This is a genomic window from Pseudomonas sp. MYb327, assembly GCF_040438925.1.
Lineage (GTDB): Bacteria > Pseudomonadota > Gammaproteobacteria > Pseudomonadales > Pseudomonadaceae > Aquipseudomonas.
Window position 1 is genome coordinate 3,784,493 of sequence record NZ_CP159258.1, and the last position, 15,562, is coordinate 3,800,054.

15 protein-coding genes are annotated in these 15,562 nt (G+C 60.6%); 3 read left to right on the forward strand and 12 right to left on the reverse strand.

Going from position 1 to position 15,562, the window contains the following annotated elements; genetic code table 11:
- Nucleotides 1-25 precede the first annotated feature (25 nt).
- Nucleotides 26-1,045 (forward strand): DUF4917 family protein, encoded by a 1,020-nt coding sequence (locus ABVN21_RS17095; RefSeq protein ID WP_339554112.1) that lies wholly within the window; start codon nt 26-28, stop codon nt 1,043-1,045.
- A 169-nt stretch (nt 1,046-1,214) separates the two neighbouring features.
- Here ABVN21_RS17095 and ABVN21_RS17100 read toward each other — a convergent pair whose 3' ends face one another.
- The 3 genes from ABVN21_RS17100 to ABVN21_RS17110 all read right to left on the reverse strand — a co-directional run bounded on the left by ABVN21_RS17100 (nt 1,215) and on the right by ABVN21_RS17110 (nt 2,587).
- A complete protein-coding gene (locus ABVN21_RS17100) occupies nt 1,215-1,559 on the reverse strand; it encodes a YegP family protein (RefSeq protein WP_339554111.1) in 345 nt (114 codons plus the stop codon).
- Between the two features lie 125 nt (nt 1,560-1,684).
- Nucleotides 1,685-1,990 (reverse strand): ribbon-helix-helix domain-containing protein, encoded by a 306-nt coding sequence (locus ABVN21_RS17105; protein WP_150705160.1) that lies wholly within the window; start codon nt 1,988-1,990, stop codon nt 1,685-1,687.
- Nucleotides 1,991-2,005: 15 nt separating this feature from the next.
- On the reverse strand, nt 2,006-2,587 hold the full coding sequence (locus tag ABVN21_RS17110) for a DJ-1/PfpI family protein (RefSeq protein WP_339554110.1): 582 nt from the start codon (nt 2,585-2,587) through the stop codon (nt 2,006-2,008).
- Between the two features lie 271 nt (nt 2,588-2,858).
- On the opposite strand from ABVN21_RS17110, the gene ABVN21_RS17115 reads away from it, so the two are divergent.
- Entirely contained in the window at nt 2,859-3,749 is an 891-nt protein-coding gene (locus ABVN21_RS17115; protein ID WP_339554109.1) for a DMT family transporter, read from the forward strand.
- A 75-nt stretch (nt 3,750-3,824) separates the two neighbouring features.
- On the opposite strand, the gene ABVN21_RS17120 is transcribed toward ABVN21_RS17115, so the two are convergent.
- The 4 genes from ABVN21_RS17120 to ABVN21_RS17135 form a co-directional block, all read right to left on the reverse strand.
- On the reverse strand, nt 3,825-5,039 hold the full coding sequence (locus ABVN21_RS17120) for an SAM-dependent methyltransferase (protein WP_339554108.1): 1,215 nt from the start codon (nt 5,037-5,039) through the stop codon (nt 3,825-3,827).
- 129 nt (nt 5,040-5,168) lie between these two features.
- Nucleotides 5,169-5,786 carry a TPM domain-containing protein gene (locus ABVN21_RS17125; RefSeq protein ID WP_339554107.1) on the reverse strand — a complete coding sequence of 206 codons (618 nt, stop codon included), beginning with the start codon at nt 5,784-5,786 and terminating at the stop codon, nt 5,169-5,171.
- A gap of 31 nt (nt 5,787-5,817) precedes the next feature.
- The gene (locus tag ABVN21_RS17130) at nt 5,818-6,573 is read right to left on the reverse strand and encodes a TPM domain-containing protein (RefSeq protein ID WP_339554106.1); all 756 of its coding nucleotides are present in this window, start codon (nt 6,571-6,573) and stop codon (nt 5,818-5,820) included.
- 42 nt (nt 6,574-6,615) lie between these two features.
- Complete coding sequence (locus ABVN21_RS17135) at nt 6,616-7,221, reverse strand: LemA family protein (protein WP_339554105.1); 606 nt, start codon at nt 7,219-7,221, stop codon at nt 6,616-6,618.
- A gap of 237 nt (nt 7,222-7,458) precedes the next feature.
- On the opposite strand from ABVN21_RS17135, the gene bglX reads away from it, so the two are divergent.
- Nucleotides 7,459-9,750 carry a beta-glucosidase BglX gene (gene bglX / locus ABVN21_RS17140; protein ID WP_339554104.1) on the forward strand — a complete coding sequence of 764 codons (2,292 nt, stop codon included), beginning with the start codon at nt 7,459-7,461 and terminating at the stop codon, nt 9,748-9,750.
- Between the two features lie 208 nt (nt 9,751-9,958).
- Here bglX and ABVN21_RS17145 read toward each other — a convergent pair whose 3' ends face one another.
- From ABVN21_RS17145 to ABVN21_RS17165, 5 genes are all read right to left on the reverse strand, one after another.
- Entirely contained in the window at nt 9,959-11,116 is a 1,158-nt protein-coding gene (locus ABVN21_RS17145) for a phosphatidylserine/phosphatidylglycerophosphate/cardiolipin synthase family protein (RefSeq protein ID WP_339554103.1), read from the reverse strand.
- A gap of 1 nt (nt 11,117) precedes the next feature.
- Entirely contained in the window at nt 11,118-11,708 is a 591-nt protein-coding gene (locus ABVN21_RS17150; RefSeq protein ID WP_339554102.1) for a YceI family protein, read from the reverse strand.
- A 238-nt stretch (nt 11,709-11,946) separates the two neighbouring features.
- Entirely contained in the window at nt 11,947-12,717 is a 771-nt protein-coding gene (locus ABVN21_RS17155; protein ID WP_339554101.1) for an IclR family transcriptional regulator, read from the reverse strand.
- Between the two features lie 71 nt (nt 12,718-12,788).
- Nucleotides 12,789-14,231 carry an amidase gene (locus ABVN21_RS17160; RefSeq protein WP_339554100.1) on the reverse strand — a complete coding sequence of 481 codons (1,443 nt, stop codon included), beginning with the start codon at nt 14,229-14,231 and terminating at the stop codon, nt 12,789-12,791.
- A 2-nt stretch (nt 14,232-14,233) separates the two neighbouring features.
- Nucleotides 14,234-15,544, reverse strand: coding sequence for a citrate-proton symporter (locus ABVN21_RS17165; RefSeq protein ID WP_339554099.1), 1,311 nt, complete (start codon nt 15,542-15,544; stop codon nt 14,234-14,236).
- Nucleotides 15,545-15,562 lie beyond the last annotated feature (18 nt).

Genomic DNA, 15,562 nt, shown 5'->3' on the forward strand with positions numbered 1-15,562 from the left:
TTTTTGCCGTGAGTCGAACAACGCAATGACCGATTTCCAGGATGTCGATGCCCAACTTGAAGACTGGGCCGCCTTGCGCACAAGCGCTGTGTTCGGCGGCTTGCTGGTGGGCAACGGCGCCAGCCGCGCGGTGTGGGACGATTTCGGCTACGACTCACTGTTCGAAAATGCTCGCACCGTCGAAGAAAAACCACTGAGCCAATCAGAGCTGAGCGTGTTCGAGGCGCTGCAAACCCGCAGCTTCGAACAAGTGCTGAGCTCGCTGAAAACCACCAGCCGGGTCAACAAAGCCTTGGCTGTCAGCTCCGCCGCACCGCGCAACCGTTACTACGCGATCAAGGAAGCGTTGATCAACACCGTGCACGCGGTGCACATCCCGTGGCGACTGGTCCAGGCCTCGACCCTGGCAACGATCAATCAGGAGCTGAACCGTTACCGCACGGTGTTCACCACCAATTACGACCTGCTCAGCTACTGGGCGGTCCAGCACCAACCGGACACCATCAGCGATTTGTTCCAAGGTGCCGAACCCGGCTTCGACCTGAGCGCCACCGCCACGGACAAGACCCGCTTGCTGTACCTGCACGGTGGCCTGCACCTGGTGCGCAATCAGGACGGCACGGCACGCAAACTCATGGCGACCGAGGGAACGTTGCTGGGCACTTTCGCCATCAACAACACGATCAAGACCCTCGACGACGTGCCGCTGTTCGTCAACGAAGGGCCAAGTGCGGACAAGCTCAGGACCATTCGCAGCTCGGATTACCTGTCGTTTTGCTACGACCAGCTACTGGGTCATGGCGACGGCTTGTGCATTTTTGGGCATGCGCTGGGCGAGCAAGACAGTCACATCGTGCACGCCTTGCGACAGGCGAAACCGAAGGTGCTGGCGATCTCGATTTATCCGCGCAGCAAGGCGTTCATCCAGCATCAGAAGCGGCATTACGCGAAGGTGTTTGAGGGGACGGGCGTGGAGTTGCGGTTTTTTGATTCGAAAACCCATGCGTTGGGTAGCCCGAAGCTGACTGTTCCGGTCGAGGTCTGAGGCGAACACCTGACTGTGGCGAGGGAGCTTGCTCCCGCTGGGCTGCGAAGCAGCCCCCTGCATTCTTCAGGGGAAATCCGTTGGCAGGTTTTACCACTGCTGAGCAGTCGAGCGGGACGGTGCGGCGTTCCGACAAGCTCCCTTTCCACAAAAGCTCCCACACAGGGCGTCAGAGCACCGGCAAGGTCTTGTCCTTGATCACTTTGGTCGGCCCGTTCGCCTTGACGCTGGCGATGCCTTTCTCCAACGCAGACTCAGAGGAATAGGCTTCGCTGCTGCCGATAATTTCGTGGTTACCGGCCTTGAGATTGAAATAAGGATGGCCATCCTTGGTGGTTTTCTTCTCGTAGCGCTCGTCCAGCGGGCTGTTGGCCTGCACCGACGCGATGCCTTTGTCGGCCGCGGCGCGGGTGGCGTATAGCTCGCTGGTCAGAATGGTTTCAGCGTTCGCTGCTTTCAGCACAAACTTGAATTGACCGTTGATGCTTTTGCTCACTTCGAACCATCCGGACATGCTCTTTCTCCTTGGCGATTGAGAGGTTGCGCGCTTCAGAGTAAAGACCAGCCTGCTGTTTTTGTCGCCTGAACTGGCCCTATCGCCAGCAGGCTGGCGATAGGGCCAGTAAGCACGCCGCAAACCTACTTGACTGAACGCTTCACCACCGACAATTCCGGAGAGGCCACCCGCCGCTGACTCAGATACCGCGTGCAACTCACCCGCAAGAACGAAGCGAAATTCACCACCTCGCCACGGTAGTCCATCACCTCTTCATATAGCTTGGCGATCAACTGATTGGTGGTCATGCCGTCGACCTCGGCGATTTCGCTGAGGATGTCCCAGAACTGATTCTCCAGGCGCAACGTGGTGACGACCCCACAGATGCGCAGAGAGCGGGAGCGCGATTCGTAAAGAATCGGATCGGCTTTGACGTACAGCTCGCACATGGGCAGATCCCCTTGTTACAGCGTGATTTTGGTGCCCAGCAACCCGAGGAAACCGGCGAGCCAGTTCGGGTGGGCGGGCCAGGCTGGCGCGGTGGCCAGATTGCCTTGAACGTGACCTTCCGTCACCGGGATATCGATGAACGTGCCGCCAGCCAGGCGCACCTCTGGCGCACAGGCCGGGTACGCGCTGCACTCGCGCCCTTCGAGAATTCCCGCCGCCGCGAGCAATTGCGCTCCGTGGCAGACGGCGGCGATCGGCTTGCCGGCCTTGTCGAAGTCCCGCACCAGTTCCAGGACTTTTTCGTTCAGGCGCAAGTACTCCGGGGCACGACCGCCGGGGATCAGCACCGCGTCGTAATCTGCTGCTTTGACCTTGGAAAAATCGAAGTTCAGGGCAAACAGGTGACCAGGCTTCTCGCTGTAGGTCTGGTCGCCTTCGAAGTCATGAATCGCCGTGCGCACGGTTTGGCCAGCGGATTTGTCCGGGCAGACGGCGTGCACCGTATGACCGACCATCAGCAGCGCCTGAAACGGCACCATCACTTCGTAGTCTTCGACATAATCGCCGACCAACATCAGAATTTTTTTAGCCGCCATGGGGAGAACTCCTCTGGGAAACGTGGGCATGCAGGAGTATTCAAGGTAGTCCTAATCCGCTGGGGTGGGTAATAACCAGCTACTACCGTGTAATCGTTCATCGCGAGCAGGCTCGGTCCTACAGCGGAATGCATTTCCCTGTGGGAGCGAGCCTGCTCGCGATGGCGACCTCAAACTGTACGGATAACTCTGCGCCTAGCTGTAACAGCGCGAAACCCGCCATTTATGGCTAGATGAAAGCACCCCACCTCCCAAGATTCTGGTTGTCATCATGTCTTCTCGCGAAAACACCGGCATGGCCCTGGGCCTGCTCGGCGTCGTTATCTTCAGCCTCACCCTGCCCTTCACGCGGATCGTCGTGCAGGAACTTCATCCATTGCTCAACGGCCTGGGCCGTGCGCTGTTCGCAGCCGTTCCGGCAGCGTTGCTGTTGCTGTGGCGGCGTGAAAAGTGGCCGACGTGGCAACAAATCAAAGGCCTGAGCCTGGTAATCGCCGGGGTGATCCTCGGTTTCCCGGTGTTATCAGCCTGGGCCATGCAAACCTTGCCCGCTTCCCATGGCGCGCTGGTTAACGGCCTGCAACCGCTGTGCGTGGCGTTGTACGCCGCCTGGTTATCCCATGAACGCCCGTCGAAAGCCTTCTGGGCCTGCGCCGCGCTGGGCAGTGCGTTGGTGCTCGGGTATGCGCTGATCAGCGGTGCCGGCAGCATTCAGGCGGGTGATTTGTTGATGCTCGGGGCGATTGCCGTGGGCGGTTTGGGCTACGCCGAAGGTGGCCGGTTGGCCAAGGAGATGGGCGGCTGGCAAGTGATCTGCTGGGCACTGGTGTTGTCGACGCCGCTGCTGATCGGCCCGGTGGTGTACCTGGCGCTGCAACATCAGGGCGAAATTTCAGCCCGGACCTGGTGGGCGTTTGGTTACGTCTCGCTGTTTTCGCAGTTCATTGGCTTCTTCGCCTGGTATGCCGGGCTGGCGATGGGCGGGATTGCGCGGGTCAGTCAGATCCAGTTGCTGCAGATTTTCTTCACCATCGCGTTTTCGGCGTTGTTTTTCGGTGAGCATGTGGAGCCGATTACCTGGCTGTTTGCGGCCGGGGTGATCGTGACGGTGATGCTGGGGCGCAAGACCGCAGTCAAACCCGCGCGCATTGCGACCGCGTAACCCCTTCAGGAGCAGGCTTGCCGGCGATGGCGTCCTCAAGATCGCCATCGCCAGCAAGCGGGCTCCTACAAGGGCTCAAAGGTAACCGTCGGCCCGCAGCAGCGTTTCGAGGCAATGCTCGGTGATCTGGTAGAAATCCTTCAGCTCTTGAATCTTGCCCAACAGCTGTGCCGGATCAATCGGCTCGGCGCGCTTGACCGCCAGGATCATCTTGTTCTTGTTGGTGTGGTCCAGTGAGATGAACTCGAACACCTTGGTCTCGTACCCGCAGGCTTCAAGGAACAGCGCACGCAAACTGTCAGTAACCATTTCCGCCTGCTGGCCCAGGTGCAATCCGTATTGCAGCATCGGCTTGAGCAGCGCCGGGCTCTGGATTTGCAGGCGGATCTGTTTGTGACAGCACGGCGAGCACATGATGATCGACGCGCCGGAACGAATGCCGGTGTGAATCGCATAGTCGGTGGCGATGTCGCAGGCGTGCAGCGCGATCATCACGTCCAGCTCGCTCGGCGCCACACTGCGCACGTCACCACACTTGAACACCAGCCCCGGATGTTCAAGCTTGGCCGCCGCGGCATTGCACAGGGTGACCATGTCTTCACGCAGCTCGACGCCGGTGACTTCGCCTTCGGCGTTAAGTGTATTGCGCAGGTAGTCGTGGATGGCGAAGGTCAGGTAACCCTTGCCCGAACCGAAGTCCGCGACGCGCACCGGTTTGTCCAGCGCCAGCGGCGATGACGTCAGCGCATGGCTGAAGACTTCAATGAACTTGTTGATCTGCTTCCACTTGCGCGACATCGCCGGGATCAACTCGTGCTTGCTGTTAGTCACACCAAGGTCGGCAAGGAACGGCCGGCTCAGGTCGAGAAAGCGGTTTTTTTCACGGTTGTGCTCGGCGGACGGCACTTCGCGCAATTGCTGGGGCTTGCTCTTGAACAGCGAACTCTTGCCCTTTTTGCTGTATTCGAGCTGCGCCTCGTCAGTCAGTGCCAGCAAATGCGCATTTTTGAACGAGGCAGGCAGCAGTTCGGCAATGTTCGCCACGCCTTCGGCCAGCGGCAGGTTTTTGGTGATGTCGCGGGTTTTGTAGCGATAGACGAACGAAAGGCAAGGCTGCGTCTTGACCGTCACCGGTTTGATGATGATCCGCTGCAGATCTGCTTCATCGCCGACGTACTTGGCCAGCACCAGTTTGATAAAGGCGTTTTGCTCAAGGCTGGTTTGCAGCAGGTCGATGAACTGCGCGTGATGGTCCGGCGCGAGGCTGGCGGGAGTGGCGGTGACAGACATGGAAAAAACGGCCTCAAGGCGGGGCGAATCGGGGAATGGCGGGTATTTTAGGGGGGATGCCGTGCGACGGCACGGCTAATTTCCCGAACGGCAAAGATTCTGTGGCGAGGGAGTTGAAGTGGGTGAACGTCAGCCGAGTACCACCAAGCGATTCGGCAACTCATTGCGCACATGGGTCACCGGCACATGCACCTTGAGCAACTCGCCGCACGCCTCGACGCAGCTAACAAAGCCCTGCAACGTCTGCCCCTGCCGCACCTGTTGGGTGAATGCGGCGACAATCGCGTCCCAATTCTTGTTGTCGAGACGGCTGGAGATGCCCTCATCCACCAGAATTTCCACATATCGCTCGGCTTCCGAGACGAAGATCAGCATGCCGGTGCTGCCCACCGTGTGATGCAGGTTTTGCTCCAGGAACTGCCGACGTGCCAGGTTGGAAGCGCGCCAATGCCGCACCGAACGCGGGATCAGGTGGGTGGTGATTTTGGGCACCCGGAACAGCAGGCACAGGACGATGAAGGTGATCCATTGCACCAGCAGCAGGCTGTGCATGGTCAGCCAGCCTGTCAGGTAATGCACGATGCCCGGCACCACCAGCGCCAGCAGGCTGGCCCACAGCAGCGGGATGTACGCGTAGTCGTCGGCGCGGGCGGCGAGCACGGTCACCAGCTCGGCGTCGGTGTCGCGCTCGACCCGGGCAATTGCCTCGGCGACTTTGCGTTGTTCGTGTTCAGTCAGTAATGCCATGTCTTAAAAACGCCCATTCATTATTGTTTTCTCACCAGCCGCCCGACGAACCACCGCCCCCGAAACTGCCACCGCCACCGCTGAACCCCCCGCCACCGCCGCCACCAAAACCTCCACCGCCGAATCCGCCGCCCGAGCTGCCGCGACCACCGCCCCCGCCGCTAGGCAGGATGCCGAGCATCTGGCAAATGAAAATCGTCAGGATGAACAACATCACCAAAAACACGAACAACCCCGGATGTCGCGAGACGAAATCGTTTTCCTGATTGCCGCCGGAGTCAAACACCGTGGACGGTTCATCCAAGGGATTTCCGCCCAGCACCACCAACATCGCCGCGACACCGTCGCTGATGCCTTTGCTGAAGTTGCCAGCCTTGAACGCCGGAGTGATCACCTGATTGATGATCACCGAACTCTGCGCATCGGTCAGGCGATCTTCCAGGCCATAGCCGACTTCGATGCGCAATTTGCGCTCATCGCGCGCGACGATCAACAGGGCACCGTTGTTCTTGTCCTTCTGTCCGATGCCCCAGTAGCGCCCCAGTTGATAGCCGAAGTCGGCAATGTCGGTGCCCTGCAAGTCCGCGAGAGTGACCACCACCAGTTGCTCGCCGGTGGTTTTTTCATGGGCCTGGAGCTGTTGCGTCAGTTGCTCGCGCACTGCGGGCTCGATCATCTGGGCGTTATCCACCACCCGCCCGGTCAGCTGGGGAAAACTCAATTCGGCCTGGGCCGCCAGGGCAAACACCCAGAGCCACAGCATCAGGCCCGTTTTCAACGCTCGCATTGGCTACCTCGTTCGCACATTTACAGACTCACGGGTGCTCATTCAGAACTTGACCTCAGGCGGCTTTTCCGAGCCCGGCGTGGCTTCGAAGGTTTCGCGAACCGGCAGGTTGCTGTACATCACGCTGTGCCACAGGCGACCGGGGAACGTACGGATCTCGGTGTTGTACTTCTGCACCGCGAGGATGAAATCGCGCCGGGCAACGCTGATGCGATTTTCGGTGCCTTCCAGTTGCGACTGCAGGGCGAGGAAATTCTGATTGGCCTTCAGGTCCGGATAACGTTCGGACACCACCATCAAACGACTCAAGGCGCCACTGAGCTGATCCTGGGCCTGTTGGTACTGCTTGAGCTTTTCCGGGTTATCCAGGGTGGAGGCGTCGACCTGGATCGAGGTGGCTTTGGCCCGGGCCTCGATCACCGCAGTCAGGGTTTCTTTTTCATGGGCGGCATAGCCCTTGACGGTTTCCACCAGGTTGGGAATCAGGTCGGCACGCCGCTGATACTGGTTCTGCACCTGCCCCCAGGCCGCCTTGGCCTGTTCATCGAGCGTCGGGATGTTATTGATGCCGCAAGCGGTCAGCAACATGGCCAGTACGAGCAATGTGGCGACTTGCAGGCTCGACCGATAGGACTGTCTTACATTCATCAGAGTGATGCTCCCTTCACATTTCATGGAAAAAACAACCGGCGACCCTCTCGGCCGGCTCTTCGGGCATAATCGGCGCGGCACTGGATTGCGTCAGGGCAAATGGGCTAAAAGATGCCCTGCGCAAAAAACCGCATCCGGCATTTTTTGAACCGCTACCCGAACAACAATAGTCGCTCCCTAAATTTTGGCTGGCCGGCGTGTGCATCGCCGTTTGGGCCCTTGAGAAAACTATTCATGAAGAAGCTGTGTTTGCTGGGCTTGCTCGTCAGCCTGGCCAGTCATAACGTATTGGCCGCCACGACGCCCGCACCTCTGGAGAACAAGGACGCCTTCGTCAGCAACCTGATGAAGCAAATGACCCTCGATGAAAAAATCGGCCAGTTGCGCCTGATCAGCATTGGCCCGGAAATGCCCCGGGAGCTGATCCGCAAGGAAATCGCGGCCGGCAACATCGGCGGTACGTTCAACTCGATCACGCGCCCGGAAAACCGTCCGATGCAGGATGCGGCCATGCGCAGCCGCCTGAAGATCCCGATGTTCTTCGCCTACGACGTGATCCACGGCCACCGCACCATTTTCCCGATCCCGCTGGCCCTGGCGTCGAGCTGGGACATGGACGCCATCGGCCTGTCCGGGCGCATCGCGGCCAAGGAAGCCGCGTCCGACAGCCTCGACATCACCTTTGCGCCGATGGTCGACATCTCCCGCGACCCGCGTTGGGGCCGCACCTCAGAAGGCTTCGGCGAAGATACCTACCTGGTGTCGCGGATTGCCGGCGTGATGGTCAAGGCATTCCAGGGTGCTGGCGCCAATGCGGCCGACAGCATCATGGCCAGCGTCAAGCACTTCGCCCTGTACGGCGCTGTCGAGGGCGGTCGCGACTACAACGTGGTCGACATGAGCCCGGTCAAGATGTACCAGGACTACCTGCCGCCGTACCGCGCCGCGATTGACGCCGGCGCTGGTGGGGTAATGGTGGCGCTGAACTCGATCAACGGCGTGCCGGCCACCGCCAACACCTGGCTGATGAACGACCTGTTGCGCAAGGAATGGGGCTTCAAGGGCCTGGCGGTCAGTGACCACGGAGCGATTTTCGAGCTGATCAAACACGGCGTCGCACGCGATGGCCGTGAAGCCGCGAAGCTGGCGATCAAGGCCGGCATCCACATGAGCATGAACGACACCCTGTACGGCAAAGAACTGCCGGGTTTGCTGAAGTCCGGCGACATCCAGCAAAGCGACATCGACAACGCCGTGCGTGCGGTGCTCGACGCCAAGTACGACATGGGTCTGTTCAAGGACCCGTACCTGCGTATCGGCAAGGCTGAGGATGATCCGGCCGACACCTATGCCGACAGCCGCCTGCACCGCACCGAAGCGCGCGATGTCGCCCGTCGCAGCCTGGTGTTGCTGAAAAACCAGAACGAAACCCTGCCGCTGAAGAAAACCGCGAAAATCGCCTTGGTCGGTCCATTGGCCAAGGCGCCGATCGACATGATGGGCAGCTGGGCCGCCGCCGGTAAACCGGCGCAATCGGTGACCCTGTTCGACGGCATGACCACCGCCCTCGGCGCGCAATCGACGCTGATCTACGCCCGTGGCGCCAACATCACCAGCGACAAGAAAGTCCTCGACTACCTGAACTTCCTCAACTTCGATGCCCCGGAAGTGGTGGATGATCCGCGTCCGGCGAACGTCTTGATCGACGAAGCGGTGAAAGCTGCCAAGGATGCTGACGTTGTGGTTGCCGCTGTCGGCGAATCCCGAGGCATGTCCCACGAATCGTCGAGCCGTACCGATCTGAACATCCCGCAAAACCAGCGTGAGCTGATCCGCGCCTTGAAAGCCACCGGCAAACCGCTGGTGCTGGTGTTGATGAACGGCCGTCCGCTGTCGATCCTCGAAGAGAAGGAACAGGCCGACGCGATCCTGGAAACCTGGTTCAGCGGCACGGAAGGTGGCAACGCCATTGCTGACGTGCTGTTCGGCGACTACAACCCGTCGGGCAAACTGCCGATCACTTTCCCGCGCTCGGTAGGCCAGATTCCGACCTACTACAACCACCTGAGCATTGGCCGGCCGTTCACGCCGGGCAAACCGGGCAATTACACCTCGCAATATTTCGATGACACCACCGGCCCGCTGTTCCCGTTTGGTTTCGGTTTGAGCTACACCGATTTCAGCCTGAGCGACATGGCCCTGTCGTCGACCACGCTGAACAAGACCGGCAAGCTCGACGCCAGCGTCACGGTGAAAAATACCGGCAAGCGGGATGGCGAAACCGTGGTGCAGCTGTACATCCAAGACGTGACCGGCTCGATGATCCGTCCGCTGAAGGAACTGAAGAACTTCCAGAAAGTGATGCTCAAGGCCGGCGAACAGAAAGTCGTGCACTTCACCATCACCGAGGACGACCTGAAGTTCTACAACACCCAGCTCAAATACGCGGCGGAACCGGGCAAGTTCAACGTGCAGATCGGCCTGGATTCCCAGGACGTGACGCAGCAGAGTTTTGAGTTGTTGTAACCCGACACACCGCGTACCTCTGTAGGAGCTGGCTTGCCAGCGATGACGGTTTAACATTCAACGAAGATGCTGGATGTTATGGCCTCATCGCTGGCAAGCCAGCTCCTACAAAGGCATCGCGTAACATCCGGCGAAGATGTTGAATGTTGTGGCCTCATCGCTGGCAAGCCAGCTCCTACAGTGGTTTGTGGTGTTCAGGATTTTTGGATCAACCCCGTCGATCCAGCAGATTCACCACCAACCGGTCCACCCATCCCCACACCCGCTGCTTGACCCGCCGCCACAGCGGTCGGCGTTGCCATGCCTCCAGGCTGACCTCCTGGCTCTGGGCGAAGTCATTCTCGAAACTCGCCACCACGTCCCGGGTCAGTCCGGGGTCCAGCGCTTCGAGGTTGGCTTCCAGGTTGAAGCGCAAATTCCAGTGATCGAAATTACACGAGCCGATGCTTACCCAGTCATCGATCAGCACCATTTTCAGGTGCAGGAAACACGGCTGGTATTCGAATATCTTCACCCCGGACTTGAGCAGGCGCGGGTAGTAGCGATGTCCGGCGTAACGCACGGACGGGTGATCGGTGCGCGGCCCGGTCAGCAGCAGGCGCACGTCGACACCGCGGGCAGCGGCCCGGCGCAGTGAGCGGCGGACTTTCCAGGTCGGCAGGAAATACGGGGTCGCCAGCCAGATACGCTTGTGACCGCTGTTCAAGGCGCGGATCAGCGATTGTAGAATGTCTCGGTGCTGGCGGGCGTCGGCATAGGCGACGCGGCCCATGCCCTCGCCCGTGGACGGCACGCGGGGTAGACGCGGCAGGCCGAAATGCGAGGCGGGTTTCCAGGCCCGGCGATGGCGGTTGGCAATCCATTGGCGGTCGAACAATAGCTGCCAGTCGAGCACCAGTGGACCGGTGATTTCCACCATCACTTCGTGCCACTCGCTGACGTCTTCGCCCGGTGTCCAGAATTCGTCGGTGACACCGGTGCCGCCCACGACCGCCATGCTCTGGTCCACCAGCAACAACTTGCGGTGATCACGATAGAAGTTGCCGACCCAGCGCCGCCAGCTCAGGCGATTGTAGAAACGCAGCTCGACCCCTGCCGCCATCAAACGCTGTCGCAGCGCCAGAGTGAAGGCGAGGCTGCCGTAATCATCGAACAGGCAGCGCACCCGCACGCCGCGCTCGGCAGCCTGGACCAACGCCTGAACCATGGCTTCGGCGCAGGCGCCCGCCTCTACCAGGTACAACTCCAGTTCGACCTGTTCTTCAGCGCGGGCAATCGCCACCAGCATGCGCGGGAAAAACTGCGGACCGTCGATCAGCAGTTCGAAGCTGTTGCCTTCACGCCAGGGAAAAATTGCACCGGCCATGTCAGCGCGCCGTGAAAATCAGCACCGCACCCACCGGCACCGACAGACTGATGGCCGACAGACCAGCGACCTTGCGCAGCGTTTCGAGGCCGGGCGCCAGGTCGAAGTCTTCGGCATTGATCACCACGGGCTCCAGGGTCACCACCTGGAAACGCCGGTCATCCAGACGGGTGGCCAGCAGTTCGGCGTCGTAGGTGCGTTGCTTGCCGTGCAGGTTGACGGTCAGCGGCAGGCGCAGTTCCAGTTGCGCACCGGGGGCGAGGTCGTTGATAGGGCGCAGATCGATCTGCGTGGTCACCAGCGCTTCGGGAAAGGTCTGGATCTCGAACAGCTCCTTGCGCATGCGTTCGTCGCGCAACGGAATGCCGCTGTTGATCGAGTCCAGCTCGACCTCCACTTCGGCTTTGCCGTTGGGATCGACTTTGCCGTGCAACACCAGAAAGCGCTGCACTTCGGAAACATTGGCGTTTTTGGTGCTGACGAACGACAGCCGCGAGGACTCGCCGTCCAGATACCAATCCGCCTGGGCCGACAGCGAAGCGCCAGCCAAGAGCAGGACGGTGAGGGTTTGGATGATGGACCGCTGGAACATAGAGACTCGTTGGGGCAGATAAACCTGTGCTGAACCTTAACTGCCCTTCAGAACAATGCAAGCGGCCTGATCGTGTGCACCGAGCTTTGTGGCGAGAGAGCTTGCTCCCGCTGGAGTGCGAAGCGCTCCCGAAAACGGAGGTCCGAGTGTTTCAGGTTGACCGCATGCAACGGTTTTGCGGCTGCTGCGCAGAGCGGGAGCAAGCTCCCTCGCCACTAAGAATCAGCCACTCACTGAATTACGCCATTGCCTGCTGCACATCCCCAATGGTCGTGGCCAGGCTGTTGAGGTGCAGGCTCAGCACCCGCTCCACCGGCGCCTGATCCATCGGCCAGTGCAGCGCCATGCTGCCGACCAGTCGGCCGTCGGTGCGGATCGGCAAGGCCACCGCGCGAATCAGGAATGGCAAACGCACCGGGTATTCCCAGTAGCCTTCAGTGCGCTGGCCGAAACCTTGGTGCAACGCCTGTTCCGTGGTGTTGAACAGGGTTTCGTCATTGAGCCGTTCACGACTGGCCAGACGCTCTACTTCTTGACTTTCCAGCTCACCGAGGCAGGCCCGGCCCATCGCCGAATGAAACAGGCTGGCGTGCTGACCGACGATCTGACAGTTGTTCGGATAACGCTTGCGCAGCACTGAAGGAATGGCACTTTCCATGACCTCGATCCGTTCACCGTCGAAGCACGACAGGTCGACCACCAACCCGGTGCGCTCGCTCAGCTCCAGCAACAGCGGCGCGGCGTTTTCCACCAGGCGCCGTTTGAAGCGCTGCTGGCTGTCGCCAAACAAGCGCTTGGCGCACAATCGGTAACGCCGGTCGCTCAAGCCGCGATAGATCCAGCCCTGCTCCTGCAAGGTCAGCAACATGCGCGACACCGTGGCTTTGGGCAGGCTGGTCAGGTAATGCAATTCCTCCAGACCCAGCGCCTGATGTTCGCCCAGCAATTCGACGATCGCCAGGGCACGCTCGACCGAACGTACGCTGCCGGTTTCTGCCTTGCTGTCCATGTATTCGATCTCCCTGTGCCCGAAATGGATGACCGTCAAAGTACAGCAAAATGCGCGCCCGTCCGGCGCGCTCAAACATTTTGCAGACAGCCGGGCGGCCGGCGTTTGACCCATTGGGTCAATTGTTCATGGGCATAAGCCAGTTGCAACACCGCGCGATCCGCCTGGGCCGGACCAATGATTTGCAGGCCCATGGGCAGTCCCGCCGGGTTGAACCCCACCGGCACGTTCATGCTCGGCAGACCGGCCAGGGTCGGCCCGATGACCACTTCCATCCAGCGGTGATAGGTGTCCATGCTTTGCCCGCCGACGACGCGCGGCCAAGGGGTGTGTGCATCAAAAGGGAACACTTGGGCGGTCGGCAGCAGCAGGAAATCGTAACGCTCGAACAACTCGCCCAAAGCGCGGTACCACTCGCTGCGGCTGAGCGAAGCCTGGTAGACATCCGCCGCCGTCAATCGCACCCCGCCCTCGATTTCCCATTGGGCTTCGGGTTTGAGTTGCTCGCGTTTTTTCGGATCGGCATACAACGCTCCGAGGCTGCCTTGCACAAGCCAGTGGCGATGCGTCAACCAGGTTTGCCAGAGGCGTTCCATGGAGAAATCCGGCTGACAGGCTTCGACCTTGCAGCCCAGTGCCGCGAAGTCCTGCAGCGCCGACTCGCACAGGCTCATCACGCCTGGGTCCATTGGCAGGTAACCGTTGTAGTCGCCCAGCCAGCCCACGCGGACCTCGCTGAAATCCTGCGTCAGCGACTGATGGAAAATCTCCGGGTCTTGAGTCAGCGACAGCGGCACGCGCGGGTCGTAACCGGCCTGGGTGCCGAGCAAGCGGGCGACATCGGTGACAGTGCGGCCCATCGGCCCTTCGGTGGCCAGTTGCTGGACGAACACCTCCGGCTGCGGTCCGTGAGGCACGCGGCCCTGGGACGGACGAAACCCGAACACGTTGTTGAATGCCGCCGGGTTGCGCAGCGAGCCCATCATGTCGCTGCCATCGGCCACCGGCAACATGCGCAACGCCAGCGCCACCGCCGCCCCGCCACTGCTGCCACCGGCGACCAAGGACGGATCGTAGGCATTGGTGGTGGTGCCGAACACGCTGTTGTAAGTCTGCGAACCGAGGCCGAATTCCGGCACGTTGCTCTTGCCGATGATGATCGCGCCGCACTCACGCACCCGCGCCACGCTGATCGCGTCGTGCTGCGGCACTTGCTCGGCGAACAGCGGCGAGCCCATCGTCGTGCGTAAACCCGCGGTCGCGGCCAGGTCTTTCACCGCTTGCGGCATGCCGTGCATCCAGCCACGGGACTGGCCCTGGCCCAGTTGTCGGTCGCAGGCGTCGGCTTCGATCAGCAATTCTTCGGCCGGGCGCAGGGATACCAGCGCATTGACCTGCGGGTTGAAGCGTTCGATCTGCGCCAGATACGCCTGCATCACTTCGCGGCAGGACACCTTGCGCGCATGGATGGCCCGCGACAACGCATCGGCGTCCATTTCAACAATCGGATTCATGCTCAAGGTTTCACCCCAAGGTTAAGTTCGACAGATCGCTTTGCCCGTGGTGCTTCCTGCATGCAGTAAGTGCCCAATAACGTCAGCAGGCAAGCGAACAATACGTAGAACGATGGCGCCACCGGCGTGGCCAGAACCTTGCTCAGCCAGGTCACGATCAACGGGGCGAAACCGCCGAATACCATGACCGCCACGTTATAGGCCACCGACACGCCGGTAGAGCGCACTTCAATCGGAAACTGCTCGGCCAGCGCCGTCGGTGCGGGGCCAAAAAAGCCGCCAATCGAACTGCACAGCAGCAGTTGCATCACCAGCAAACGCTCGATAGACGGCGCTGCCGCGACCCACACATACAGCGGATAGACCATCAGGAAAAACGCCAGGGTGAAGGCCATCAATACCGGCCGTCGGCCCAGGCGATCCGACAGCGCGCCCGACAACGGAATCACCACCGTCATCACCGCCACCGCGAGCATTTGCACCAGCAGCACCTGGTCCAGCGGCAGCCCCAGATTCTTGTGGGCGAAAGTCGGCATGTTGACCAGCACCACGTAGAACGACACGGTCGCGCCGCATGCCAGGCCCATCGACACCAGAATGGCGCGGCGATGTTCGCGGATCACTTGCAGCAGACCCGGGCTCTCGCCTTTGGCCTGTTTGCGCGCTTCAAGAAACTCTTCCGGCTCTTCCATGTGTTTGCGAATCCACAAGCCCACCGGGCCGATCAGCAAGCCGATCATGAACGGAATCCGCCAGCCCCAGCTGTCCAGCGCCTCGGGTGTCAGCAGGTGCGTAAACAGCGCCACCATCCCCGCCCCGGCAAACACCGCCAGGCACTGCCCGACCAGTTGCCACGAACCGTACAAACCCTTGCGATGCGCCGGTGCACTTTCCACAAGAAATGCCGTGGCGCTGGCGTACTCGCCGCCCGTAGCGAAGCCCTGGAGCATGCGTGCAACCACGATCAACAACGGCGCGCCCATGCCGATGGCGGCGTAGTTCGGCGCAAAGGCAATCAGCGCGATGGACACGGTCATCAAGCGGATGATCATCTGCATCGCCGCTTTCCGGCCTTTTCGGTCCGAATACATGCCCAGCAAAATGCCGCCCACCGGGCGCATGAAGAAGCCGACGCCGAAGGTCGCCAAGGCCATCAGCAGTGACGCGTATTCGTCCTCGGACGGGAAAAATTGCCGGGCGATGATGCTCGCCAGAAAGCCGTAAACGATGAAGTCATACCATTCCAGCGCATTGCCGATAACGGCGGCGACCACTTGCCGGGTACGCGAAACGCCTGTGCTCGAAGTCTGCATGGGCAACTCTCCAGAAAC

Excerpts from the sequence above, each read along its gene's own strand:
- ABVN21_RS17095 (WP_339554112.1), top strand. The coding sequence starts at position 26 with ATGACCGATTTCCAGGATGTCGATGCCCAACTTGAAGACTGGGCCGCC.
- ABVN21_RS17155 (WP_339554101.1), bottom strand. The coding sequence starts at position 12,717 with ATGGACAGCAAGGCAGAAACCGGCAGCGTACGTTCGGTCGAGCGTGCC.
- ABVN21_RS17165 (WP_339554099.1), bottom strand. The coding sequence starts at position 15,544 with ATGCAGACTTCGAGCACAGGCGTTTCGCGTACCCGGCAAGTGGTCGCC.
- ABVN21_RS17110 (WP_339554110.1), bottom strand. The coding sequence starts at position 2,587 with ATGGCGGCTAAAAAAATTCTGATGTTGGTCGGCGATTATGTCGAAGAC.
- bglX (WP_339554104.1), top strand. The coding sequence starts at position 7,459 with ATGAAGAAGCTGTGTTTGCTGGGCTTGCTCGTCAGCCTGGCCAGTCAT.
- ABVN21_RS17100 (WP_339554111.1), bottom strand. The coding sequence starts at position 1,559 with ATGTCCGGATGGTTCGAAGTGAGCAAAAGCATCAACGGTCAATTCAAG.
- ABVN21_RS17145 (WP_339554103.1), bottom strand. The coding sequence starts at position 11,116 with ATGGCCGGTGCAATTTTTCCCTGGCGTGAAGGCAACAGCTTCGAACTG.
- ABVN21_RS17135 (WP_339554105.1), bottom strand. The coding sequence starts at position 7,221 with ATGAATGTAAGACAGTCCTATCGGTCGAGCCTGCAAGTCGCCACATTG.
- ABVN21_RS17120 (WP_339554108.1), bottom strand. The coding sequence starts at position 5,039 with ATGTCTGTCACCGCCACTCCCGCCAGCCTCGCGCCGGACCATCACGCG.
- ABVN21_RS17105 (WP_150705160.1), bottom strand. The coding sequence starts at position 1,990 with ATGTGCGAGCTGTACGTCAAAGCCGATCCGATTCTTTACGAATCGCGC.
- ABVN21_RS17160 (WP_339554100.1), bottom strand. The coding sequence starts at position 14,231 with ATGAATCCGATTGTTGAAATGGACGCCGATGCGTTGTCGCGGGCCATC.
- ABVN21_RS17150 (WP_339554102.1), bottom strand. The coding sequence starts at position 11,708 with ATGTTCCAGCGGTCCATCATCCAAACCCTCACCGTCCTGCTCTTGGCT.
- ABVN21_RS17130 (WP_339554106.1), bottom strand. The coding sequence starts at position 6,573 with ATGCGAGCGTTGAAAACGGGCCTGATGCTGTGGCTCTGGGTGTTTGCC.
- ABVN21_RS17125 (WP_339554107.1), bottom strand. The coding sequence starts at position 5,786 with ATGGCATTACTGACTGAACACGAACAACGCAAAGTCGCCGAGGCAATT.
- ABVN21_RS17115 (WP_339554109.1), top strand. The coding sequence starts at position 2,859 with ATGTCTTCTCGCGAAAACACCGGCATGGCCCTGGGCCTGCTCGGCGTC.